This is a genomic window from Bradyrhizobium sp. ORS 375 (assembly GCF_000239775.1).
Taxonomy (GTDB): domain Bacteria; phylum Pseudomonadota; class Alphaproteobacteria; order Rhizobiales; family Xanthobacteraceae; genus Bradyrhizobium.
Map to the genome: position 1 here is coordinate 60,438 of NZ_CAFI01000297.1, position 22,744 is coordinate 83,181.

The window sequence follows — 22,744 nt, forward strand, 5'->3', positions numbered from 1 at the left end:
CACATGGCCGAAGAGTTGACGCAGCGGGGATACCCGCTGCCGCATCCCGACAACATCGCGCGCGAGGATGCCGCCCGCATCCGCCAAGCGATCGAGATGATCAACGACGACATGGACGGCACGGCTGTCCCGGCGACGGAGACGCACGCAGGCCAGGTCCGGCTTGCCACGCAGGACGAAGCCGCTCAGGGCAGCGCAGCCAATGCAGTTCTCACGGTGAAGCGCACGAAGGACATGATCCTCGCGCTTCTCGCCGTGCTCGAAGGGACGGTGAACGATCTTGCAGGCACGACTTCAGGGCGTGACACTGCGTTGCAGACCTCGATTGACGGGCTGTTGACGAAGGTCAATGCGCGCGTGTTGCTGGCGGGCGGGCAGACGCTCAGCGGCGGCTTCGACACGACCGGCAAAGAGACGGTCATGAGCGCTGGCACGTTCACGCCCGACCCGAAGCTCAGCGCGATCCAGAATGTCGTCAACAACGGCGCGCATTCGATTGCGCCTCCCGCGAGCCTTTGCACGGTGGTCGTCCAGTACTCGAACGGCGCAACGGCGGGCGCGCTCACCGTGTCAGGGTTCACCAAGGTCACGGGCGCGACGTTCTCGGCAGCGCAGGGGGCGGGCCATATCCTGTTCGTCACCAAGACGAAGGACTACTCGCACCTTCATATCGTGGCGATGCAATGACCTTTCCGTTCGCGAGCATCTGCCCCGGCAACTCGAAGCCCGCACCGTTTGCTTTCGCAAACGTTGCGAACGCGATCAAAGGGCAACTGTACGCCAGCAACACCATCACGCCCACGGGCTATGACAGCCCCGCGTTGGTGTCGGCGAGTGGTTGCGAGTACAGCATCAATGGCGGCGCGTGGACGACGCTCTCGACCTTCATCTATCCCGGTCAGAACATCGCGATCCGCGCCTACGCATCGTCGTCTTGGCAGACCTCGGTCACGGCCGGGCTCTCGATCGACACGACGGCAACTACTTGGACTATCACCACGGCCGCCGTGACGGCGGGCGCATGGGACTCGGGTTGGACGACGGGTAGTTGGAATGTCTCGACGCCGTCGGTTTTCAATTGGTTCCGCGTTCAGATGTGGGCTCCCGGTGGAGGCGGCGGCGGTGGCGGCGGCGGCGCTTATGGCACGCTCGGTTCTCCGGGCGGATCGGGCGGCTCGGGCGGCGTCGCGCAATTCGCCGGTGGTCCCTACGCGGCGGGAGGCGGGGGCGGTGGAGGCGGCGGCGGTGCGAGCGGTTCGTTCGCCTACGGCTCGGTTTATGATGGGAGCCCCGGCGCGGCAGGCGGGCACGGCAACGGCTACGGTGGCGACACCAACACGTTTGCGGGCGGCGCTGGCGGCGGTGCTGGCGGTGGGGGCGGCTCAGGGACCGCGATGGGCGGGGGCGGCGGTCCCGGCTCGGCACCCAGGAACGGAGGCGCTGGCGGCACTGGCGGCACCGGCGGCTACATTCTGAAGACCTATGCTTGGGGTCAGATCGCGGCTGCTACCGCTTACTCGGTGGTCATTCAAGGTCCCGGCGGCGGTGGTGCGCCGGGCGGCAATGGTGGATGGGGTAACGTCGGCGCATACGGCCGCTGCTACATTGATTGGGGTTAGCGATGAAGAAAGATGGATACGCGCTCGTTCGGATCGAGGACAACTCAGACCTTGCGTGGTGGGAGTTGATCCCGTCGCGCCTCGAAGTACCTGGCACGTCTATCGTCGTGTTCGGGGCTGATGCGTCGTGGGTCGCGGACGGCTACAAGATCGAGCCGCGCGAACGCGAGTTTACTGATCCGCCGGACATCGACCCGACCCTGCCTGCTCCCATTGTGCCGATCTCGCGTAGGCAGATGTTGCTCGAACTGATGTCGTCGGGCATCATCACGTCCGACGAAGCGGTTGCCGCCGCGAAGAGCGGCGCGGTGCCTGCGTTGATCCAAGAGTCTTTCGACGCTCTGCCCATTGAGAAGCAGCCGGAGGCCGCTATTACTTGGGCAACGATGTCTCAGTGCGAGCGCACCAATTCGTTGATCCTCGGCATGGCGGCGATGCTCGGGCTGACCGATGCAGAGGTGGACGGCATGTTCAGGTCAGCGCTGCTTCGTTAAGGGCTACCCAAACGGTCCCGACGCAGCGCTGAGTGGTCGGTAGCTTGTTCTCAATCCCACACTGAGGATTGAGAACACACACCATGTCCCTTACCGACTTTCTGCACGGCGTCGAGACTGTCGTCGTTGACCGTGGCCCCCGGCCCATTCAGACCGTCCGCTCGTCCGTCATCGGATTGATCGGTACGGCTCCCGACGCGCTGCTGGCGGCATTTCCCTATGATACTCCGGTGCTCGTGAACCGCCGTCAGGCGGCGATGAACATCGGCACGACCGGCACTCTGCCCCAGGCGATCGACGCGATCTTCGATCAGGGCGGTGCCCTCATCGTTGTCGTGCGCGTCCAGAAGGCGGACACCGAGAACGAGCAGCTTTCCAAAATCATCGGCGGCGTTGATGCCGACACCGGCGCGTTCACCGGCATCCATGCGTTCCGGGCGGCCGAAGCCGAATGCGGCGTAGCGCCGATGATCCTGATCGCGCCCGGCTTCACGCATCAGCGTCCGGTGGGCATCATGGATCATCAGGTCTTGAACCAAGGCGAGACGGTCTACACCGAAGCGAGCGTGATCTTCAGCGGCGGCGGCGTCGGCGCTGTTCTTCCGACCGCGAGCGTGATCCTGACGGACGGAAAGGTGACGGGACTTGAGTTCAAGTCGCTCGGCTACGGCATTGTGTCTCCGGTAACGGCCGAGATCGTCGGTGACGGCACCGGCGCGACCGTCAAGGTTCGTACCGGCCCGGCGGCAAACCCGGTCGTCAGCGAGTTGAAGCAGCTCGCCGATGGCATGAAGGCCCATATCATCGCCGATGGCCCCTCGACCACCGACGCGGCGGCGTTCGCCTATCGCAACGACCATGGCACGCGGCGTGTCTTCGTTGTCGATCCGAAGGTCTCGGGTTGGTCGGTGAAGACCAACACCTATGCCATCGAGCCCGCCTCGCCCCGCGTGGCCGGCCTGATCTCGCGCGTCGATAACGAGTTGGGCTTTTGGGAGTCCCCCTCGAACAAGGAAGTCTATGGCATGGGCGGCATCGCTCGTCCCATCGACTACGCCTACGGCGACAAGAACAGCCGTGCGAACATCCTAAACGAGAACCAGATCGCCACGTTCATTCGCGACGACGGCTGGTATCTGTGGGGCAACCGTACCTGCTCCATCGACGAGAAGTTCGCCTTCCTGTCCGTGTCCCGCACCGCCGACATGATCGATATCTCGATCGCGAAGGCGCACCGTTGGGCAGTCGATCGCGCGATCACCAAGAGCTACTTCGAGGATGTCACCGCGTCGGTGAAGGCGTACATGCGCCAGCTTCGCACGCGCGGCGCGATCCTCGGCGGTGACTGCTGGGTCGATCCCGAGTTCAACACCGAAGCGGACATCACGCAAGGTCACGCGACCTTCTCGTATGACTTCACCCCGCCGTATCCGGCCGAGCGCGTGACCTTCCGGTCGCATCTCGTCTCGGACTACATCCGCAACCTCTTCGCATAACGGGGACGAAAGATGATCCCGCGCGTACTCCGCAACTTCAACAGCTTCGTGAACGGCGTCGGCTACGCCGGTCGCATCTCCGAAGTCGAGCTTCCCGAGCTTTCGGTCAAAACCGAAGAGTACCGGGGCGGCGGCATGGACGGCAACGTCGAGTTGGACATGGGCTTGGAGACCCTGAGCGCCAAGTTCACCTTCGGCGAATATGCCAACCAGATTCTCGGCCTGTGGGGCAACATGGACGGCAACGCCGCCCGTATCCAGCTTCGCGGCGCGCTCCAGCGCGACGGCGAGGCTGCGATCCCGATGATCGTCGAACTGCACGGCGGGTTCAAGAAGAACACGCTGGGCACTTGGAAGGCGGGTGATCACACGCAGAACGAGTCCGAGATGTCGATCCGCTATCTGAAGATTCAGATGGCCGACTCCGTCGTGGTCGAGATCGACATCGACAACATGATCCGCATCGTCAATGGCGTGGATCAGCTCGCCTCCATCCGCGCAGCGATGGGCATGTAACCACCACCACGGCCGACCTCGCCACGGCGGGTCGGCCACAATCCGAAGCGGGAGAACTAAGACAGTGACCGACAAGACCAAGAATGACATGCGCCTGAAGGCGGACATCGATCTCGACTTTCCGATCGAGGTTGATGGCGTGAAGTATCCGAAGCTGACCATGCGTCGGCCGAAGACCAAGGACTCGCTGAAGGCTGCGAAGTTCAAGGGTCACGATGCCGACAAGGGCATTCTGCTTCTGTCCGACCTCTGCGACGTGTCGCCGGACGTGATCGAGGAGCTTGACGAAGCCGACGCGAAGAAGCTGAGCGATCAACTCGATGCTTTTCGTGGGGGTCAGTCGAGCTAAGCGATCTCCGCAAGGGGATGCTGACTCTCGTTCGGCTGACCAAAGGCGGCGTCTCGATCTCGGAAGTCGAGGAAATGGACCTCGACGACTTTTACGGCTGGCTTGAAGACGCGACCAAGCTTCAGGCCGACATCAACAAGGCGATGAAGGCGAAGTAGTATGGCGACTGGCTTCTCGGTATTCGTGAACATCGGGGGCAAGGTCAGTCCGAGCCTGAACGCCGCCGTCAACGCAGCGAAGTCCCAGGTCAACAGCTTGGGGGCTTCGCTCGCTGGCATGGCCTCGCGCATGAATGCGCCGTTCGCGGCCGTCAACAACCACCTCGCCAACACCTCGAAGCGCATGGCTGCGATCCAGCGCCACGGCCGAAACGCGACCCTGGGCGTGACTGTGCCGGGCGCGTGGTTCGGCGCGAACATGATCAAGGATGCAGCCGAGTTCGCCAAGGCGGGCAACATGGTCGAAGCGCTCGGGGAGGCGACCAAAGAGCAGCGCGTCGAGCTTTCGAAGATGGCTCAGGACTTGGCGGGCAAGTATGACGCCGGTGGCGCGACCGGCATCATGAAGTCCGCGACCGAGCTTCTGAAGGCGGGCTTCACGTTCCAGCAAGCGAAGGGTGCGCTCGAACAGGTCTTGGCGGCTTCGGCGCTGGCGGGCGACATGACGCCTGCCGACGTTGGCGCGTCGCTGAGCAAGACGATCACGCAATTCCGCCTGCCGATGAAGACGTATGAGCAGGCCATGAAGTCGTCTGCCGTGGTCACGGACCGCATGGTGTATGCCGCCGTCTCGACGGTCGCTTCGATGAAGGACATCTCGGAGTCGTTCAAGTACGCCGGCGGCGTCGCTTCGACGACCGGCAACTCGCTCGACTCCGTCACGGCGATGGTCATGGCTTTCGCGAAGGCCGGTGTGCTCGGTTCGGAAGCAGGCGTCGCGCTGCGCTCGGCTATCGTGCGTCTGGTCAAGATGCCGAAGGGTGGCATGAAGGCCCTGAACCGGATCGGCATGAACCTGGGCGACTACACCCAGGCACGGCCTGTCACCGCGGATTCGGTTCTCGAAAGCCTGAAGGGCGACGGCATCGACGCGAGCAGCGTCAAGTCGCAGATCGCCGAAGCTATCGCGACGAAGAAGAACGACCACGCCGGGATGTCCGCCGCGATCACGAAGGCGGTCCAAGGCGCGATCGGCACTTCGTCGGCGGTCGATGCCGATAAGATTTCCGAGTCGGTGAACGATGCCGTCACGGCCGCCGGGTCGAAGGTGGACATCACCAAGTTCATGACAGACCTGAAGAAGAAGATGGACGCCGGTGTCGCGACGACCGGCGACATCGCACAGATTCTCGAAGCGCGTCATATCTCGCGCTACATGGCTTTGCTGAAGGCCGATCTCCCCGCGATGATCAAGGAAGTGGAGGAGAAGTCGGAGGGCTATTCGCAGAAGCAGTACAAGATCGCCAACCAAGGCTTGCCCGCGATCCTGCTCCAGCTCGGCGCGTCCTGGGAGAAGTTCCGCAACACGATCGTCGAGTCGGTTGGCGAGGACATCGCCAACGCCTTTACGAAGCTCACTGACACGTTGCAGAAGCTCTCGGCCACTAACCCCGAGCTACTGCGGACGGGCGTCTATTTCGCCGCCGCTGCGGCTGCGGCAGGCCCTCTGCTCTTCGTCCTGGGCGCGATCGGTCGCGTCGGCATCCTCGCCATGCGCGGGCTCAATCTCGCGCTGCTCGGGGTGCTGATGCCGCTGCGGCTGTTCGCCGGGTTGATCGCTGGCGTTGCCACGGCCGCCGTAGGGCGCTTGGCGGCCATGGCTATCGGCTTCCGCATGCTGACCGCACTCGGGGCAGGGGCAACGCTGTCGGCGCTGGGCGGGTCTCTGCTCGCGCTCGGGCGCTCGGTCCTGCTCTTCCCTGTGACGGCTCTCCGTGCCATCGGCCTCGCCATGTGGGCATTGGTCGCCAACCCGGTCGGGCTGATCATCACGGCGCTGGTTGCCGCGCTGACGGCGCTGGGCGTGTGGGTCTACAACAATTGGGCGGGCATCAAGGAGTGCTTCGCCGGGTTCGGCGAGGGCTTCATGAAGGGCCTCGGTGAGGCGGGTCCGGCCGTGCAGTCGATCGCCAGCAATCTGAGCAGCGTCTACAATTGGGTCAGCCAATTGCTCGGGCCGCTCGATGCGACCAACGCGAAGTGGCGCGAGTGGGGCGCGACGGTCGGCGGTGCCGCCGCATCGGGCGTCCAGGCCGTTATCTCCGCGATCCAAAGCCTGATCGGATTCTTCAACACGGCGATCGAGAAGGCCGTGGCAATGGGCAACGCGATTAAGAACGCGCTGAGCGGCGGCTGGGGCGCAACCAAGTCTTGGCTCGACCAAGGCAACCCGGCGAACCCCATCGAGGGCGCTAGGGCCAAGGGCGGCCCCGTGAGCTTCGGCAAGCCGTACCTTGTCGGTGAGCAAGGCCCCGAGCTTTTCGTCCCCGGCATGTCCGGCAGGATCGAATCGAACGACCGGCTGCGTGGCCTGACTTCGGAGGGCGCGGCAGCGGTCGCCAGTTCGAGCGAGAACAACACGTCTGTCTCGCGCACCAACAGCGCGCAGATCACCGTGCAGGTCAATGGCGGCAACCCCAACGATGTTCGGCGGGCGGCCGAAGACGCGGTCTACGCGGCCTTCGCCCGGCTCGAATCTGAGCAGCGTGGACTCCTGAGTGACTGATCATGCAGAGCACCGTTCTTCTCGCGCTCGGCGCGTACCGCTTCTCCGTGAACAACGCCGCTTACCAGAAGTTCGACCGGACTTCTGCGTGGCGGTGGCCGTCCACTGAGCGCATCGGCATGGCCCCGGCTCCGCAGTATGTCGGACCCGGCGAGGACACGATCAGCATCGAGGGCGTGATCTATCCGCACTATCGCGGCGGGTTGCGCCAGGTCGATCAGATGCGCGCGCAGGCCGGGCTCGGGCAGCCGCTCCCGCTCGTCACGGGCTTCGGACGGTATCTTGGCGTGTACGTGATCGAGAAGATCAGGGAGGCGCAAGAGACCCTGATGTCGGATGGCGCGCCCCGTAAGATCGAGTTCTCGGTTGATCTGAAGGCATACGCCTAATGGAACAGTACACGACCATGGACGGCGATACGGTTGACCTGATCGCCTACAACCGCTTCGGCGTCACGCACGGCGCAACGGAGGCGATCCTGCGCGCCAACCCCGGCCTTGCGGCTGCCGGGACGAAGCTGCCGGAAGGGTTGACCGTGAACATCCCGGCCTTCGTCGTTAAGAAGGTCTCGGCCGCAAAGAGGATTTGGTCGTGACCCCTGCCGCCCGCATCATGCTCGACGGCCGTGACATCACGGCCAACCTGATCCCGGCTCCCTTCGGCCTGCCTCTCGAAGGCGGCGGCCATGTGATCCCAGGCGGTGTGCTCGGAGGCGGTCCGCTACTGTCTCTGACCATTCAGGACAACGAAGGCAAGAAGTCCGATAGCTGCGAGCTTGAGATCGATAACCGCGAGTACATCCCGTCTCCGGGCAAGGGCTCGAAGTTGCAGGTCTCGCTCGGGTTCGTCGAGACCGGCGTCAACTACATGGGCACGTATCTGATCGACTCGTGGACGAAGAAGGGGCGGCCGAAGATCATGACGGTCACGGCCAAGGCTGCCGGGCTGACGACCGAGATCAAGTCGCCGAAGTCGCGCTCGTATCATGAGAAGACCGTCCAAGACATCGTGCAGTACATCGCCGGTCGCAACGGCCTCGGGGTCGTGATCAACGGGGAAGTGGGCGGGATCAAGATCGACCATCTCGATCAGTCGAGCGAGTCCGATCTGAACTTCCTCACGCGCCTAGCGGGCCGCGTGGGCGCGAATTTTAAGCTGGCCGATGAGAAGGTCATCTTCAACAAGGCGGGCTCAGGCAGCCTCCCCAGCGGCGGCGCGGCCCCTGTCTTCATGCTGACCGAGACCGGCGTCACGGATTGGGATTGCACCGGCTCGACGCGCGGCGACTACAACTCGGTCGAGGCCGCCTGGCACAACGTCAAGAAGGGCGAGCGCGAGTGGGTCAAGGAAGGCGGCGGCTCTCCGGTCTATCGCAGCCGGAAGCTGTTCAAGACGAAGGAAGAAGCCGAAGCTCAAGCCAAGGCCACGAAGGGCTCGCTCGCTCGCGGCAAGAAGGTCTTCGCGGCCAACTTCCTCGGGCGCACGGAGATGTTCGCCGGGGCTGGCCTTACGGCGATTGGCTTCGATCCCGACTGTGATGGCAGCTACACGATCAAGTCGGCGACGCATCGTCTGAACGATCAGGGCCTCACGACGCGCATTTCTTGCGAGACTTCCGGCGAGGGCAGCGACGACTTTTGGGGTGGTGGCGGCGGGGAGTAGGGCGACTCGAACGGACCTGCGCTCGATGAAACGATTGGCGATCATGCTCTCAACAAATGGAGAGTTTGATGTCGATCAGCATCAAGAATGGCATTGGCTACCGGAATGGCGCTGCCTTTCCGTTCAAGAAGAGCCCGAACCACGGCGGCGCTCTGAAGCCCCGCTTCATCGTGATCCACGACACGGCGTCCGGCCTGAAGGACGACGGCGACATTTCCTGGCTGACCAACCCGGCGGCCAAGGTCTCGGCGCATGTCGTCGTGAGCCGCGAGGGCAAGATCACGCAGCTCGTCCCCTTCAATGTCGTCGCGTGGCATGCCGGTCAGTCCCAATGGAAGGGGCTGAAGTTCATGAACAGCTACGCCATCGGGATCGAGATCGACAACCCCGGCAAGCTCCAGAAGGTGTCGGACGGCGTCTACAAGAACGAAATCTGCACCATCGACACGAACAAGAATCCGGCGCTCAAGGTCGAGTACGCGAAGACGGCGGCTCACGGCGCGGGGTACTGGCTGCACTACAGCCCCGAGCAGATCGCGGCCGTCACCGACCTCTGCTTCGCGCTCGTGGAAGCGTTTCCGATCGAGGACATCATCACCCATTGGATGATCTCGCCCGGCCGGAAGATCGACACCAACCCGCTGTACCCGCTCGATCAGTTGCGCGCGTCGGCGCTGCCCTACAAGCCGGTCCATCTCATGGACACGCCGGAAGGCGGCGAACGGCAGGACGGCGACGAGTCCGGTGAGGAGCACATCACCATCGAGCCGCAGAGCGACGTTCGGGACGAGAGCGCGACGAAGCCCGGCAAGCTGAAGGCGTTCATCAAGAGCAAGCTGACGACGGGCACCGGCCTGTTCACCGGCCTCTCGCTGTCGTCCATCACCGGCCTGCTCACCGATTGGAAGGTGATCGTTGCCCTGGGCACGTTCATTCTGATCGGCCTCGCCCTCTGGATTTGGTTGGAGCGCGAATGATCCGGCAGTTCTTCATGGACGCCTTCGCGTCCACCGCGATCAGCGACTTCCTTTGGGCGGCGGCGACTTCCGAGATCGCCCTGTCCGCCCTCGGAGTTCTGATCGCGGTGGCTGGCGTCGTTGGCTACCTGCCGATCGTGAGCGCGCTTCTCGGCGGCTACGCTAAGGCCGCGAAGCTGGTCTTCATCGTCGGGCTCGCGGCGCTGGTCTTCCTGCTCGGCTTCCGCACCGCCGACAACCGGGCAGAGGCCAAGACGCTCCGCGATCAGATCGCAGCCCGAGACAGCGTGATCGCCAACAAGGACTTCGACCTACGTCTCGCGGTCGAGGCGGCCGAGACGGCGAGCAAGCAACGTGACGAAGCGGCGCTGCGCGCCAAGGAAGCTCAGGACGAAATCGATGACTATGAACAACGCCTCAAGGCTCGCCCGAACGGTGCTTGCCTGCTCACTCCTGACGATTTCGCTGGCGGCGTGTCAAACGACGGCAAGCGTTAGGCCGTCCCCGAGCTTCACCATGCCGCACGAGTCAACGCTCGTGCTCGACGAAGTGCCCGCGCCGAAGGTCGTGCCCGGCATGGATGCTCGGGTGGCGTGGAAGCTCGAACAGGCGGCGAGGAAGGAAGCCAATCATCGGCTCCGCGTCTCTCGATCCAACGTGCGCGACGTGCGCCTGAAAGCATCGGCCGAAGTCAAATGATCACGATCCCGGAATGGCTCGCGGGCCTGCTCGGCACCGGCGTCGGCGCGGTGATCGCACTTCTGATCCGCAACGCCGTGGCACACACCAAGAACGAAGCGTCGGCCAAGGCGGGGCAGGCCATAGCCAATGAGGCGAAGGCCGCAGCAGCCGATGCGCAGCGGCTCGCCGCCGCGACCGAACGGGACCTCGCGCAGTTTCGCGAGAAGGTCGCGCAGGAATACGCGACCGTCCAACTGATTGACCGGATCGAAGAGCGGTTGGTCGGTGCGCTGGATCGCATCGGCGCTCGCTTCGATCAGTTTCTCTTGACGCAAGGCAAAGCGAAGTGACGGACAAGCTCGATGCCGAAGGAGATGGTAGCATGAAGCAGATCGGCGAGTACGCCTGGAATATTTTGATCGCGATTGATCAGCTTGCGAACGCGCTGCTCGGCGGCTGGCATGACGAGACGATCTCAAGTCGTCTCGGCAAGTCTATCCTGAAGGGCGGCTGGGCCTCTAAGGTGCGCTGGCCCGCTTGGCTCTATGACCACTTCATCGAGTCGGTGGAAGTCGACGAAGGCTGGGAGCAGGGGTACTGATCAGTCGGTGGGCTGAATCCGGTTCGCGGCGGTCCACCAACATTCCTTCTTGCCCTTCGGCTTGGCGCACACGACCGTCTTGGTGGGAACTTCGACGACGAAGACTTCGGTTCCTTTATCGAAGCTCTCACACCCTTCGGCCATGCCCTGCGCGACACCGGCGCTGACGTTGGTGTCGGCCGAGACCTTCAGAACCTTCGCGAGGCCGTCGCGGGTCGGGCAGGCCAGTACGGTCGAAGTGAAGAAGCCGCTCTGGCCGCGCTCCAAATAGCCGTCCTTGGCCTGAGCGCACGCGGGTGTAGCGATCAGGGCTGCGACGGTGAGGGCTACTCGAATGGTCATGTCAGCGGGCTCCTAATCGCTACTGTACGTGCATCGCCGATGGGCGGACGGAAATCGGAAATGACTTGGAGCACCCGCATGAAGAAGTAAATACCGTTGGCGTGATCTACGCCTTGTCTTCGGTCTCCGGGAACCCGCGCTGTCAGCAAACGCCAAGCAAAGCGCATTGGCCCTCGACATTGTGCAGCGGCGCTCTCGGAGACCGATCCCATAGCCAAGAAACCTGCAAAACCGGCTGGACTCTCCGTTCTGTTTTTGTTCTATTGTCTCGTGCTTCCTTGAACAGGGTGAGACGATGCCGGACCTCGGCCAACTTCGCTCGGAAATCGAGCGTGCGCGCAAGAACGTGGCTAGGCTACGCCGAGACCTCCTCGCGCTTCAGAAGGCCGGAAGACCAACGGCCGTTACAGAAGCCGACCTTCAACGCTTGCTCGATCGCGTAGACTCGCTTTGCGAGCAGCGCGACAGACTGAAGGCTGCCCAACCTCGGCCTTCTGCCAGCAAGGTTCTAGGGGGGCGCTCGTGGTAAACTCTACGATCCCGTATTATTCTGACTTCGAGAACAAAAACGTCCCGGCGTTCCTGAAGGCGTTAGCAGAGGCCCGTCGTCTGGCGACGCTTGAGGGCTGGCGCTACCAACATGTTCAGGCAATCATCGTCTCAATCGACCAGTATGCGGAGGCAGCGACTGGAAATCGCGACTTCTTCTTGAACAAGCCCCACAGCATCGGCGGGTGACGTTCCGTGAGATCGCCTTACGAACGTCGTTTCGAACGGGATGCGCTGGTTGCGGCTCTGCTGCTAGCTGGTTGGGGAGTATGGCGTACAGTATGTTGGCTATTGTCGTGATTGGCAGGCAACGAGTTCTGCATGCGTTTCCGGGATGTCGAGTTGGCTCATTCCTTTACTGTGTCCTGAGCTTCTTTGGCATCCTCGGCAATTTCTGTGACCGAAACGTCGGTTTCGTAGACCAAGGTACCAACCTCTTTGACGAACTTGATCGGTATCTTCGGATTATTGATGTCTTTGCCTCCATCGCTACGCCACTTCTCCTCCCACTTGCTGAAGTAGGGCTCAAGGTCTTTGGGTGACAGCTTGTAGACGCGCTGAAGCTCGATATTCCGATAGATAGCGAATATCCAATCGACCTGCCTGTACTTGGCAATGATGGTGGGATTCATGTGATGGTGTGTTGATACACCAGTAGTTAGCTCAATATTCACTGACTTAAGTTCATATTCGCGGCCATCGGAGTCGACTGCGTCGTTCCCTTCACGTCCAGCGATATTAGTCAGACCCAGCAAGAGTAGGACCTGCACGATCTTCCCGCCATTGTCCTGGAATATATCCTGTATGCCATGCTTTGAAGCCAGGTCTTGATAGGCCTGGATGGACGGCCAAAGTCGCTTGAACTCGTCAACATCTTCCTGTGAAGAGGGTTTCAAGAGCGCCTCCTAAGCAAGTCTTCCGGCAAGCAGCCGAGCGCGGCTGCCAATCGCTCGACATTGTCAATGCTGATGTTCCGCTCCCCACGCTCCACCGAACCGACGTAAGTTCGATGAAGCCCGGCGAGATCGGCCAAAGCTTCCTGTGAAATGTTTCGACGCTCCCTCGCGCTGCGAAGATTTGCAGCGAATACTTCCCGAAGCGGCGTATCGATTCGATTTTTGGACACGCAATGGAGGGTCGGCACTTGACGTTTATGAGTCGACAGACTTTAAGTAGCGGGATGATGCCAATCCCCCACAATTTCGCCCCGAGCTATATGACTGGCCAGGGTGCAGCCTATACGGGCGACTCCCGCCAGCTTCTGGCGGGCTTGCCGGACTCGTCCATAAGCTTGGTTATGACCAGCCCACCCTTTGCACTTCAAAGGAAGAAGGAATACGGGAACGCCGAACAGCACGAGTACGTGGATTGGCTTACCGAATTTGCTGCCCTTGTGAAGGCTAAGCTCAAGGACGACGGCAGTTTCGTTTTAGACCTAGGAGGAGCCTACCAAAAGGGTGTCCCTGTCCGTAGCCTCTACCAATTCCGCGTGCTCCTGCGCTTCTGTGACGACCTAGGCTTCCACTTGGCAGAAGAGTTTTATTGGCACAATCCCGCAAAGCTCCCCAGCCCAATAGAGTGGGTCAACAAACGCAAAATGCGGGCGAAGGACTCGGTGAACACGCTGTGGTGGTTCAGCAAGACGGAGTGGCCGAAGGCTAACGTTAGCCGCGTATTGGCGCCCTATAGCGACCGAATGAAGAAGCTGATTGAAGACCCGGATAAGTTCTATAAAGCCAAAAAACGCCCTTCGGGACACGACATCAGCATGGGATTTGCCAAGGACAATGGCGGCGCGATTCCGCCTAATCTCCTCTCCTTCCCAAATACAGAGTCTAACGGCCGATACATCTCGGCATGCAAGATGGTCGGCGCTCAGGGGCATCCAGCGCGGTTTCCCGCTAAGCTGCCCGAGTTCTTTATCCGCTTCCTTACCGATCCCGGCGATACCGTTCTCGATATTTTCGCGGGCTCAAACACAACGGGTGAAGTGGCTGAGGCTGAGGGACGCAACTGGTTGGCGTTCGAAGAGCGCCAGGACTACGTCTCTGCGTCTGCCTTCCGTTTCATTGACCAGTTAAATAGCGACGCCCAAGTGAGAGAGATCTACGAAGAGCTAAATCGCGGTCGGACGATCGACCTCAACACCCGAGTTGTGCAAAGGCGCTTGGTCCCCTGACAGAGTAGCCGTAGTGGCGTTCTGACTGCCGCGTGTGGACGCCAGCCAGCCGTTTTGCATGCGATTGCGCTATGAGCGCCGCTTCGAGAGTGACGCCGCGCTAGTAGCGACTTTGCTTGTGGCGAGGAGCCTCTGGCGCTTCGGCGGCTGACTGCTGGGCCGATCCTTCCCCAGGTGCTCGCGCATCTCCCGGAACATCGCCTCGACGTCGTGCAGCCGCAGCTTGCCCGTCCAGTGCTCTCGAAGAGCGTGCATCTGCAACACCGCGATCTGCCCGCGCTTCGCCGGATCGGGTTCGGCGAAATAGGCTTCCATGGCCGCGACGAATGCGCGAGCGACTTTGGGCGGAAGGTCGTTCATGACCGGGTCAGAGGCCAGAACATGACGAGAACGGAATACACGGATTTTGCACGGAAATGCACGGATGTTGCTACCCTGTTCTACTCTCAGAGGCGCTAAAACGCTCTCTGGCATTCCAGGGTCGGGCGAATTTCTTGAGTATATCGAGTGGGTTAGATGGTGCTGCCGGACAGGATTGAACTGTCGACCTCTCCCTTACCAAGGGAGTGCTCTACCACTGAGCTACGGCAGCAGGAACGGCGAGGGCCCGGCCCTGGGGCCGCGACCGAACGCGGGCGGTTCTTGCCACAAGGTCCCGGCCTGCGCAAGCGCGGGTCGCCGGGTTTTCGGGGAAAGAGGCCTGTGTGATGTGCCAAAATCCAGCGAGAGCCTCCCGAATCGGGGCGAAACAGCTCGTCCGGTCCCATTTCGCCTGCGTGGCCTGCGGAAGCCGAGGCGTCCTCCCCATCCGGGCAGGCGACGCCGGCCCGTGCGGAACCTACCGTCTGCGTCGCCAGTGCCTCTTGGCTTTCGCGTCCGCGGCACCAATTGTGCCCCTGGTAAGGGGTGACCGGGGGAGGGGATGACGGATCAGAGCGGCAAGGCGACGAAGGGATCGCGCGAGGAGCGGCTGAAGCAGGCGCTGCGCGAGAACCTGAAGCGGCGCAAGGCGCAGAACCGCGAGCGGAGCCAGGCGGCGGCTGAACAGGCTCGTCCCGGCGAGGCCACGGGCGATGCTGCCGACGAATCGAAGCGCTGAGCAGAGTGAACGAGGGGGAGCGTGATGGCTGCGACTGACGGGACGGAGGCCAAGGCCGCGGCAGGGCATGCGGAGCCGGCAAAGACCTTTGCCCGCTTCGAGCAGACTTTTCCGGAGCTGACGTCGCAGGAGATCGCGCGGCTGCGCGGCTTCGGTGAGATCCGCGCCTATCGCGACGGTGAAATGCTGTTCGAGACCGGCAAGCCCGGGCCCGGCATGTTCGTCATCCTCAAGGGCCATGTCGCCATCACCCAGCGCGATGGTCTCGGCCACGTCACCCCGGTGATCGACCAGGGGCCGGGGCAGTTTCTCGCCGAGATTGCTCAGCTCTCGGGCCGCGTCGCGCTGGTCGATGGCCATGCCGAGGGCGATGTCGAGGTGATTCTGATTCCGCCGGCGCGGCTGCGGGCGCTGCTGATTGCCGAGGCCGATCTCGGCGAGCGCATCATGCGCGCGCTGATCCTGCGCCGGGTGAATCTGATCCAGGGCGGCGCCGGCGGCCCGGTCATGATCGGGCCGCCGCAATCGGCGGCGATCGCGCGTCTGCAGAGCTTTCTCACCCGCAACGGCTTTCCGCATCATCTGCTCGATCCGGCTGTCGATCACGATGCCGCCGACCTGATCGCACGCTATTCGCCGACTCCGGCGGAGCTGCCACTGGTGGTAGTCTCAGACGGCAGCGTGCTGCGCAATCCGAGCGAGACCGAGCTGGCGCGCGCCGTCGGCATGATCGGCGGTCCGCGTGGCGAGAAGATCTATGATGTGGCTGTCGTCGGCTGCGGGCCGGCGGGGCTTGCCACCGCGGTGTACGGCGCATCGGAAGGTCTGTCGGTCGCGGTGCTCGATCAGCGTGCCTTCGGGGGTCAGGCCGGGGCCAGCGCACGCATCGAGAACTATTTTGGCTTTCCCACCGGCATCACCGGGCTCGCGCTGACCGCGCGCGCCTTCAACCAGGCGCAGAAGTTCGGCGCCGAGATCATGATCCCGGTGTCGGTGACGGCGCTCGATTGCGAGCGCAAGAACGGCGCCTTCGTGCTGGCGCTGGAGGGCGGCGACGAGGTGCGGGCGCGCTCGGTCGTCGTGGCCAGCGGCGCACGCTATCGCCGTCCCGATCTCGCGCGGCTGAAGGAGTTCGAAGGCCGCGGCGTCTGGTACTGGGCCTCGCCGATCGAGGCGCGGCTGTGCGCGGGGCAGGAGGTCGCTCTCGTCGGTGGCGGCAACTCCGCGGGCCAGGCGGCGGTGTTTCTGTCGGGGCACGTCAAGAAGGTGCGGATGATTATCCGCGGCGGCGGCCTTGCCGCCTCGATGTCGCGCTATCTGATCGAGCGCATCGAGGCGACGCCGAACATCGAGCTCTTGTTCAACACCGAGGTGGTCGGGCTCGACGGCGGTCCCGACACGGGGCTTGAGCGCATCACCCTGAAGAGCCGGCTTTCCGGCGAGGAGATGCCCGCCGACATCAGCCATCTGTTTCTGTTCGTCGGCGCCGATCCCGCGACCGGCTGGCTCGGCGATTGCGGCGTGACGCTCGACCGCGCCGGCTTCGTCGTGACGGGGGCGCAGTCCGAGCAGAATGCCGGGCGGATGGTGTCGCCGCTGGAGACCTCGGTGCCCGGCGTCTTCGCGGTCGGCGATGTCCGCTCCGGCTCGGTCAAGCGAGTCGGCGGCGCGATCGGCGAGGGCGCCCAGGTGGTGGCGGCGCTGCACGGATTCTTGGCCGATGCGCTGGTCCCGCCGGTGTGATTCGGGCGCCGGGTTGCACCGTCAGGGGATGACGTCCTCGGAGGTGCGACCTGCCGTTGCGAACTCATCAAATCGCCGTAATGTCGGTCCTGTTGCGCCCATCTCAGCCCGATTTCCCGGCCAGCTCCCATAGGACCAGCATGGATCGCATTCGCATCGTCGGCGGCTCCCCGCTTCACGGCATCATCCCGATTTCGGGCGCGAAGAATGCCGCCCTGCCGCTGATGATTGCGGGTCTTCTGACGCCGGAGACGCTGATCCTCGACAACGTCCCGCGCCTCGCCGACGTCGCGCAACTGCAACGCATCCTCGGCAACCACGGCGTGGACATCATGTCCGTTGGCAAGCGCCCGGGCGATGGCCAGTACCAGGGCCAGACGTTGCAGATTTCCGCTGCCAACATCATCGACACGACCGCGCCTTATGAGCTGGTATCCCGGATGCGCGCCAGCTTCTGGGTGATCGCGCCGCTACTCGCGCGCATGCACGAGGCCAGGGTGTCCTTGCCCGGCGGCTGCGCCATCGGCACGCGGCCGGTAGATCTTTTGATCATGGCGCTGGAGAAGCTCGGCGCCAGCATCGAGATCGACGCCGGCTATGTCGTCGCCAAGGCGCCGGGCGGCTTGCGCGGCGGCAACATCGACTTTCCTAAGGTCACCGTCGGCGGCACCCATGTTGCGGTCATGGCCGCAGCGCTCGCCAAAGGTACGACCGTCATCACCAACGCAGCCTGCGAGCCGGAGATCACCGATCTTGCGGATTGCCTGAACAAGATGGGCGCGCGCATCTCCGGTGCCGGCACGCCCCGCATCGAGATCGAAGGCGTGGCGTCTCTGCACGGCGCCCGGCATACGGTGCTGCCGGACCGCATCGAGGCCGGCACCTATGCGATCGCCACCGCGATGACCGGCGGCGATGTCCATCTCGCGGGTGCGCGGCCCGAGCTGTTGCAGTCCGCGCTTGACGTGCTGGCCGAGGCAGGCGCGGAGATCTCGAGCGACGCCGAGGGCATTCGCGTGGTTCGCAACGGTCACGGCATCCGCCCGGTGCAGGTCGCGACGGCGCCGTTTCCCGGATTTCCGACCGACCTGCAGGCCCAGTTGATGGCGCTGATGGTGCGGGCGCAGGGCGCATCGGCGATCACCGAGACCATCTTCGAGAACCGTTTCATGCACGTCCAGGAACTGGCGCGCTTCGGCGCGCGTATCAGTCTGGACGGCGAGACCGCGCGGATCGAGGGCATCTCGACCCTGCGCGGCGCGCCCGTGATGGCGACCGATTTGCGCGCCTCGGTGTCGCTGGTGATTGCGGGGCTCGCGGCGGAAGGTGAGACCATGATCAATCGCGTCTACCATCTCGATCGCGGCTTCGAGCGGCTAGAGGACAAGCTGAAGGCCTGCGGCGCCACCATCGAGCGGATCCGCGAATGAGGAGAGGATGATGTCGTGACCGACCGGCTCAAACTGATCGCGCTCGACGCCGACGATCTCGCCGTGATCTCCGCCCACGTGCAGGATGCGCGGGTGCAGCCGGCCGATATCATCTGGCGCCAGGCCGAGAAGCGGCTGGTCATCGGCATGAACCGGCTCGACTGGGACCAGGCGCTGCACGGCGAGACCGAGCCGCGCCGGCTTCTCGCCGCGCTACGCTTCGACCGCGTGTTGGCCTGCAAGTCGCGCCGCATCGACCTCGCCGCGCCCGACGCGGCGCTGGAGCTGATCGGGATCGAATTCCATCCCGGCACCGAGCCGCCCGCCGGCAGCGCGCTGTTGCTGTTCTCGCATGGCGGCGCGCTGCGACTGGATGTCGAATGCCTGGAATGCGAGCTGACCGATCTCGGCGCTGACGATCTCGGCGTCGGCGAGATCGACGACGTCCCGCCGCTGACCGGGTAGGGCAGTTTCAAAGGGTTGACGGCCCCGCGCTGCCGCGCCATTGAGCAGGGGGTCGGGGGCAGCCACCCCTTCGGAAAGTGCCAGAGATGCCCATTCGCCTGTCCCGCGCCAGCGCCGATTTCGAGGCCCAGTTTCGGCAGTTTCTCGCCGCCAAGCGCGAGACCTCCGCCGACGTCGAAGCCGCCGCCCGCGCCATCGTCGACGACGTCGCCAAACGCGGCGATGCGGCGCTGCTCGAGGCGACGGCCAAGTTCGACCGGCTGGAGCTGACCGCCGCCACGCTGCGCGTGACGCCCGCCGAGGTCGAGGCGGCTGTGAAGGCCTGCGACAGCGCGACCGTCGATGCGCTGAAATTCGCCCGCGACCGCATCGAGGCGTTTCATCTCAAGCAGCTGCCCCAGGACCAGCGCTTCACCGATGCCGCCGGCGTCGAGCTCGGCTGGCGCTGGAGCGCGATCGAATCCGCCGGTCTTTACGTCCCCGGCGGCACCGCGGCCTATCCGTCCTCGGTGCTGATGAACGCCATTCCCGCCAAGGTCGCCGGCGTCGGCCGGCTGGTGATGGTGGTGCCTGCGCCGGACGGCAGGCTCAATCCGCTGGTGCTGGCCGCCGCGCATCTCGGCGGCGTCTCCGAGATCTACCGCGTCGGCGGCGCCCAGGCCGTGGCCGCGCTCGCCCATGGTACGGCGACGATTGCCCCCGTCGCCAAGATCGTCGGCCCGGGCAATGCCTATGTCGCCGCGGCCAAGCGGCTGGTGTTCGGCAAGGTCGGCATCGACATGATCGCCGGCCCCTCCGAGGTGCTGGTCATCGCCGACGACAGCGGCAATGCCGACTGGATCGCCGCCGATCTGCTCGCCCAGGCCGAGCACGACGCCAGCGCGCAATCGATCCTGATCACCGACAGCCCGCGCTTGGCCTCCGACGTCGCCCGCGCCGTCGAGGGCCAGCTCAAGACCTTGCCCCGCGCCGCGATCGCCGGCGCGTCCTGGGCCGATTTCGGCGCCATCATCGAGGTCGACCATCTCGACCAGGCCGTGCCGCTGGCGGACGCCATCGCCGCCGAGCACCTGGAGATCATGACCGCCGATCCCGATGCCTTCGCGACCAAGGTCCGGAATGCCGGTGCCATCTTCCTCGGCGCGCACACGCCGGAGGCGATCGGCGATTATGTCGGCGGCTCCAATCACGTGCTGCCCACCGCGCGTTCGGCGCGGTTCTCCTCCGGTCTCGGCGTGCTCGACTTCATGAAGCGCACGTCGCTGTTGAAATGCGGTCCGGACCAGTTGCGCGCGCTGGGGCCAGCGGCGATGACTCTGGGCAAGGCCGAGGGTCTCGACGCCCATTCACGCTCCGTGGGAATACGCCTCAATCTGCCATGACCCAGCACCCGCCAGGCGACGACCGGACCAATCGCATCGTGGCGGTGACGCTCGACGAGGAGTCGATCGGCCGCTCCGGTCCGGATATCGAGCATGAGCGGGCGATCGCGATCTACGACCTCGTCGAGGAGAACCTGTTCGCGCCCGAGGGCGCCGACGGCACCGGCCCCTTCACCCTGCATCTCGGCATCACCGCCAACCGGCTGATGTTCGACATCCGCCGCGAGGACGGCACGCCGGTCGTCACGCACCTGTTGTCGCTGTCGCCGTTCCGCAGGATCGTGAAGGACTATTTCATGATCTGCGACAGCTACTACCAGGCGATCCGCACCGCCACGCCCGACAAGATCGAGGCGATCGACATGGGCCGCCGCGGCATCCATGACGAGGGCTCGCGCACCCTGCAGGAGCGGCTCAAGGGCAAGGTGCGGGTCGATTTCGAGACCTCGCGCCGGCTGTTCACCCTGATCACGGTGCTGCACTGGAAGGGCGAGGGCCAGTGATGCCGCGCGCCCGCCACCGCGCCGCCAGCCGTCCGGCCAAGGGCGCCTAGCCGCATGGCCGAGGGGCCGCCGCGCGCGCGCCAGCCGCAGGCGGTGCTGTTCGCCTGCGGGCAGAACAGCGTGCGCTCGCCGATGGCCGAGAGCCTGCTGCGCCAGATGTTTCCGCAAGCGCTCTACGTCCGCTCCGCCGGCGTCAAGAAGGGCGAGCTCGACCCGTTCGCCGTCTCCGTCATGGCCGAGCTCGGCCAGGACATCTCGCAGCACAAGCCGACCACCTTCGAGGAGCTCGAGGACTGGGAAGGCCTGAACTTCGACCTCATCATCACCCTTTCTCCGGAAGCGCATCACAAGGCCCTCGAGCTGACCCGCACCATCGCCGCCGACGTCGAATACTGGCCGACGCCGGATCCGACCACGACCGACGGTAATCGCGAGCAGAAGCTGTCGGCTTATCGCGAGGTCCTCGACGGCCTGTTCACGCGCATCCGCAAGCGCTTCGCCAAGCCCGGGCCTGCGGGTCTGTAGTTCCAAGTTCCCCCGCAAGGTGTCATCGAACCGAAATCCCAGCGTCGTCCCGCGCTCAAACTCGCACCGTAGAGCAGGCCGGTCGCAGCTTGTCGCACCCTTCGGGTTGTGGAATGACAGCCCTTCCGATAGGTTCCGCGCGCCCGCCCCTCGGCTTTCCGAATCCCCAGCGAAATCAGCATGCTCGGCCGTCCCAAAATCGTTCTTGCATCCGGTTCGCCGCGGCGTCTGGCGCTGCTCAACCAGGCTGGCATCGAGCCCGACGCGCTGCGCCCGGCCGATGTCGACGAGACGCCGAAGCGCGGCGAGCTGCCGCGCGCCTGCGCCAACCGCCTCGCCCGCGCCAAGGCCGACGCGGCGCTGAAATCCGTCCAGCTCGACGACGAGCTGCGCGGCTCCTTCATCATCTCCGCCGACACGGTCGTGGCGGTCGGCCGTCGCATCCTGCCGAAGGCCAACCTGGTCGACGAGGCCTCGCAGTGCCTGCGCCTCTTGTCCGGCCGCAACCACCGCGTCTACACCGCGATCACGCTGGTCACGCCGAAGGAGGCGTTCCGCCAGCGGCTGGTCGAGACCCGCGTCCGCTTCAAGCGGCTCAGCGAGGACGACATCCAGGCCTATATCGGCTCCGGCGAATGGCGCGGGAAGGCCGGCGGCTACGCCGTCCAGGGCATCGCCGGCTCCTTCGTGGTCAAGATGGTCGGTTCCTACACCAACGTCGTCGGCCTGCCGCTCTACGAAACCACGACCCTGCTCGCCGGCGAGGGCTTTCCGATCCGCTTCGGGTGGCTGAACACCGTCGGCGTCTGACGTTGCCTTCTGGATTGAGCCCGATCGTCCTGGACAATCGGGCTCCCGTTTCCGGATCATGCTCTGGGGGATGCATTGGGCTGCGCGGTCGCCTAGATAGCGGCCATGTCCGACGAATCGACCCACACCAAGACCGCTTCCGCGGCAAAACCCATCCGCCGCTGCCCGATCTGCAACCGGCCCGCCGCGGATGCATCGCGCCCGTTCTGCTCGCCGCGCTGCCGCGATGTCGACCTCAACCGCTGGCTCAGCGGCTCCTATGTCATCCCGGCCACCGAGGGCGACGAGGACGACGTGGAATAAGGCCGTGTTTTCATGGCTTTGCCCTTTCGGCGACCGCCGTCCGGCGGCGGCCCCGGGGCGTTCCGCGCAACTGCGAAAGGAATGTGAAAACTTCCCCTCAGGGCGGTAGACAGCACCGTTTCGTCCCACTATAACCCGCCGGCTCGTTGGGCTTTTTGGCCGCAAACGAGACCTGCCCAGGTAGCTCAGTTGGTAGAGCATGCGACTGAAAATCGCAGTGTCGGTGGTTCGATCCCGCCCCTGGGCACCACGCTTCGCCCTGCGGGCTACGCGTGGCGCAGCCAGGCCGTAGCCC

Annotated in this window: 31 protein-coding genes and 2 tRNA genes; 28 read left to right on the forward strand and 5 right to left on the reverse strand. The window is 64.1% G+C overall.

All coding sequences use genetic code 11. From position 1 onward, the window contains the following. Nucleotides 1-3: 3 nt before the first annotated feature. The 16 genes from BRAO375_RS21845 to BRAO375_RS38155 all read left to right on the forward strand — a co-directional run bounded on the left by BRAO375_RS21845 (nt 4) and on the right by BRAO375_RS38155 (nt 11,119). Nucleotides 4-687, forward strand: a complete 684-nt coding sequence (locus tag BRAO375_RS21845; protein WP_009029617.1) for a hypothetical protein — start codon at nt 4-6, stop codon at nt 685-687. After that, the gene (locus BRAO375_RS38895) at nt 684-1,619 is read left to right on the forward strand and encodes a hypothetical protein (protein ID WP_009029618.1); all 936 of its coding nucleotides are present in this window, start codon (nt 684-686) and stop codon (nt 1,617-1,619) included. Before BRAO375_RS21845 ends, BRAO375_RS38895 begins: the two co-directional genes overlap by 4 nt. A 2-nt stretch (nt 1,620-1,621) precedes the next feature. Beyond that, nucleotides 1,622-2,113: a hypothetical protein gene (locus tag BRAO375_RS21855; protein WP_009029619.1), complete on the forward strand. Its 492-nt coding sequence runs from the start codon at nt 1,622-1,624 to the stop codon at nt 2,111-2,113. An 83-nt stretch (nt 2,114-2,196) separates the two neighbouring features. After that, nucleotides 2,197-3,609, forward strand: coding sequence for a phage tail sheath C-terminal domain-containing protein (locus BRAO375_RS21860; protein WP_009029620.1), 1,413 nt, complete (start codon nt 2,197-2,199; stop codon nt 3,607-3,609). Between the two features lie 12 nt (nt 3,610-3,621). Then, nucleotides 3,622-4,125 (forward strand): phage major tail tube protein, encoded by a 504-nt coding sequence (locus BRAO375_RS21865; protein WP_009029621.1) that lies wholly within the window; start codon nt 3,622-3,624, stop codon nt 4,123-4,125. 64 nt (nt 4,126-4,189) lie between these two features. Further along, on the forward strand, nt 4,190-4,474 hold the full coding sequence (locus BRAO375_RS21870; protein ID WP_009029622.1) for a phage tail assembly protein: 285 nt from the start codon (nt 4,190-4,192) through the stop codon (nt 4,472-4,474). Nucleotides 4,475-4,491: 17 nt separating this feature from the next. Continuing rightward, nucleotides 4,492-4,632 carry a hypothetical protein gene (locus BRAO375_RS38150; RefSeq protein ID WP_009029623.1) on the forward strand — a complete coding sequence of 47 codons (141 nt, stop codon included), beginning with the start codon at nt 4,492-4,494 and terminating at the stop codon, nt 4,630-4,632. A gap of 1 nt (nt 4,633) precedes the next feature. Beyond that, nucleotides 4,634-7,198 (forward strand): phage tail tape measure protein, encoded by a 2,565-nt coding sequence (locus BRAO375_RS21875; protein WP_009029624.1) that lies wholly within the window; start codon nt 4,634-4,636, stop codon nt 7,196-7,198. Between the two features lie 2 nt (nt 7,199-7,200). Then, nucleotides 7,201-7,587, forward strand: coding sequence for a phage tail protein (locus BRAO375_RS21880; protein ID WP_009029625.1), 387 nt, complete (start codon nt 7,201-7,203; stop codon nt 7,585-7,587). Further along, complete coding sequence (locus BRAO375_RS21885; protein ID WP_009029626.1) at nt 7,587-7,793, forward strand: tail protein X; 207 nt, start codon at nt 7,587-7,589, stop codon at nt 7,791-7,793. The genes BRAO375_RS21880 and BRAO375_RS21885 overlap by 1 nt, the downstream gene beginning before the upstream one ends. Continuing rightward, nucleotides 7,790-8,860 (forward strand): phage late control D family protein, encoded by a 1,071-nt coding sequence (locus BRAO375_RS21890; RefSeq protein WP_139031441.1) that lies wholly within the window; start codon nt 7,790-7,792, stop codon nt 8,858-8,860. The genes BRAO375_RS21885 and BRAO375_RS21890 overlap by 4 nt, the downstream gene beginning before the upstream one ends. Nucleotides 8,861-8,928: 68 nt before the next feature. After that, a complete protein-coding gene (locus tag BRAO375_RS21895; RefSeq protein WP_009029628.1) occupies nt 8,929-9,837 on the forward strand; it encodes an N-acetylmuramoyl-L-alanine amidase in 909 nt (302 codons plus the stop codon). Further along, on the forward strand, nt 9,834-10,334 hold the full coding sequence (locus BRAO375_RS21900) for a hypothetical protein (RefSeq protein WP_009029629.1): 501 nt from the start codon (nt 9,834-9,836) through the stop codon (nt 10,332-10,334). The genes BRAO375_RS21895 and BRAO375_RS21900 overlap by 4 nt, the downstream gene beginning before the upstream one ends. 19 nt (nt 10,335-10,353) lie before the next feature. After that, nucleotides 10,354-10,536 carry a hypothetical protein gene (locus BRAO375_RS38640; protein ID WP_244423238.1) on the forward strand — a complete coding sequence of 61 codons (183 nt, stop codon included), beginning with the start codon at nt 10,354-10,356 and terminating at the stop codon, nt 10,534-10,536. Then, a complete protein-coding gene (locus BRAO375_RS21910; protein WP_009029631.1) occupies nt 10,533-10,868 on the forward strand; it encodes a hypothetical protein in 336 nt (111 codons plus the stop codon). The genes BRAO375_RS38640 and BRAO375_RS21910 overlap by 4 nt, the downstream gene beginning before the upstream one ends. A gap of 32 nt (nt 10,869-10,900) precedes the next feature. Beyond that, the gene (locus BRAO375_RS38155; protein ID WP_009029632.1) at nt 10,901-11,119 is read left to right on the forward strand and encodes a hypothetical protein; all 219 of its coding nucleotides are present in this window, start codon (nt 10,901-10,903) and stop codon (nt 11,117-11,119) included. Here BRAO375_RS38155 and BRAO375_RS21920 read toward each other — a convergent pair whose 3' ends face one another. After that, nucleotides 11,120-11,461 carry a hypothetical protein gene (locus tag BRAO375_RS21920; protein ID WP_009029633.1) on the reverse strand — a complete coding sequence of 114 codons (342 nt, stop codon included), beginning with the start codon at nt 11,459-11,461 and terminating at the stop codon, nt 11,120-11,122. 522 nt (nt 11,462-11,983) lie between these two features. On the opposite strand from BRAO375_RS21920, the gene BRAO375_RS21925 reads away from it, so the two are divergent. After that, nucleotides 11,984-12,199 (forward strand): hypothetical protein, encoded by a 216-nt coding sequence (locus BRAO375_RS21925; RefSeq protein WP_035641604.1) that lies wholly within the window; start codon nt 11,984-11,986, stop codon nt 12,197-12,199. A 158-nt stretch (nt 12,200-12,357) separates the two neighbouring features. Here BRAO375_RS21925 and BRAO375_RS21930 read toward each other — a convergent pair whose 3' ends face one another. Together BRAO375_RS21930 and BRAO375_RS37015 are read right to left on the reverse strand one after the other, a co-directional pair. After that, the gene (locus tag BRAO375_RS21930; RefSeq protein WP_052536119.1) at nt 12,358-12,906 is read right to left on the reverse strand and encodes a PDDEXK family nuclease; all 549 of its coding nucleotides are present in this window, start codon (nt 12,904-12,906) and stop codon (nt 12,358-12,360) included. Further along, entirely contained in the window at nt 12,903-13,154 is a 252-nt protein-coding gene (locus tag BRAO375_RS37015; protein WP_502688939.1) for a helix-turn-helix domain-containing protein, read from the reverse strand. Before BRAO375_RS37015 ends, BRAO375_RS21930 begins: the two co-directional genes overlap by 4 nt. Nucleotides 13,155-13,163: 9 nt before the next feature. On the opposite strand from BRAO375_RS37015, the gene BRAO375_RS21935 reads away from it, so the two are divergent. Next, on the forward strand, nt 13,164-14,189 hold the full coding sequence (locus BRAO375_RS21935; RefSeq protein ID WP_035641620.1) for a DNA-methyltransferase: 1,026 nt from the start codon (nt 13,164-13,166) through the stop codon (nt 14,187-14,189). Between the two features lie 69 nt (nt 14,190-14,258). Here the strand turns inward: BRAO375_RS21935 and BRAO375_RS36480 are convergent, their stop codons facing one another. Together BRAO375_RS36480 and BRAO375_RS21945 are read right to left on the reverse strand one after the other, a co-directional pair. Further along, nucleotides 14,259-14,549: a hypothetical protein gene (locus tag BRAO375_RS36480; protein ID WP_009029637.1), complete on the reverse strand. Its 291-nt coding sequence runs from the start codon at nt 14,547-14,549 to the stop codon at nt 14,259-14,261. Between the two features lie 157 nt (nt 14,550-14,706). Further along, nucleotides 14,707-14,781: transfer RNA gene (locus tag BRAO375_RS21945), tRNA-Thr, on the reverse strand. Nucleotides 14,782-15,111: 330 nt separating this feature from the next. Here BRAO375_RS21945 and BRAO375_RS38160 point away from each other — a divergent pair. The 10 genes from BRAO375_RS38160 (at nt 15,112) to BRAO375_RS21990 (ending at nt 22,699) form a co-directional block, all read left to right on the forward strand. Then, entirely contained in the window at nt 15,112-15,288 is a 177-nt protein-coding gene (locus BRAO375_RS38160; protein ID WP_009029638.1) for a hypothetical protein, read from the forward strand. 24 nt (nt 15,289-15,312) lie between these two features. Then, nucleotides 15,313-17,031, forward strand: a complete 1,719-nt coding sequence (locus BRAO375_RS21950; protein ID WP_009029639.1) for an FAD-dependent oxidoreductase — start codon at nt 15,313-15,315, stop codon at nt 17,029-17,031. A gap of 140 nt (nt 17,032-17,171) precedes the next feature. Further along, entirely contained in the window at nt 17,172-18,461 is a 1,290-nt protein-coding gene (gene murA, locus BRAO375_RS21955) for a UDP-N-acetylglucosamine 1-carboxyvinyltransferase (RefSeq protein WP_009029640.1), read from the forward strand. A 15-nt stretch (nt 18,462-18,476) separates the two neighbouring features. After that, entirely contained in the window at nt 18,477-18,926 is a 450-nt protein-coding gene (locus BRAO375_RS21960; RefSeq protein WP_009029641.1) for a DUF2948 family protein, read from the forward strand. An 86-nt stretch (nt 18,927-19,012) separates the two neighbouring features. Then, nucleotides 19,013-20,308, forward strand: a complete 1,296-nt coding sequence (hisD, locus tag BRAO375_RS21965; RefSeq protein WP_009029642.1) for a histidinol dehydrogenase — start codon at nt 19,013-19,015, stop codon at nt 20,306-20,308. Then, nucleotides 20,305-20,811, forward strand: a complete 507-nt coding sequence (locus BRAO375_RS21970; protein WP_006613054.1) for a UPF0262 family protein — start codon at nt 20,305-20,307, stop codon at nt 20,809-20,811. Before hisD ends, BRAO375_RS21970 begins: the two co-directional genes overlap by 4 nt. A 54-nt stretch (nt 20,812-20,865) precedes the next feature. Beyond that, nucleotides 20,866-21,336, forward strand: coding sequence for an arsenate-mycothiol transferase ArsC (locus BRAO375_RS21975; protein WP_009029643.1), 471 nt, complete (start codon nt 20,866-20,868; stop codon nt 21,334-21,336). A gap of 180 nt (nt 21,337-21,516) precedes the next feature. Further along, on the forward strand, nt 21,517-22,146 hold the full coding sequence (locus BRAO375_RS21980) for a Maf-like protein (RefSeq protein WP_008962300.1): 630 nt from the start codon (nt 21,517-21,519) through the stop codon (nt 22,144-22,146). 105 nt (nt 22,147-22,251) lie between these two features. Continuing rightward, nucleotides 22,252-22,449, forward strand: a complete 198-nt coding sequence (yacG, locus tag BRAO375_RS21985; RefSeq protein ID WP_009029644.1) for a DNA gyrase inhibitor YacG — start codon at nt 22,252-22,254, stop codon at nt 22,447-22,449. Between the two features lie 174 nt (nt 22,450-22,623). Then, a tRNA-Phe gene (locus tag BRAO375_RS21990) sits at nt 22,624-22,699 on the forward strand. The last annotated feature ends 45 nt before the right edge of the window (nt 22,700-22,744 follow it).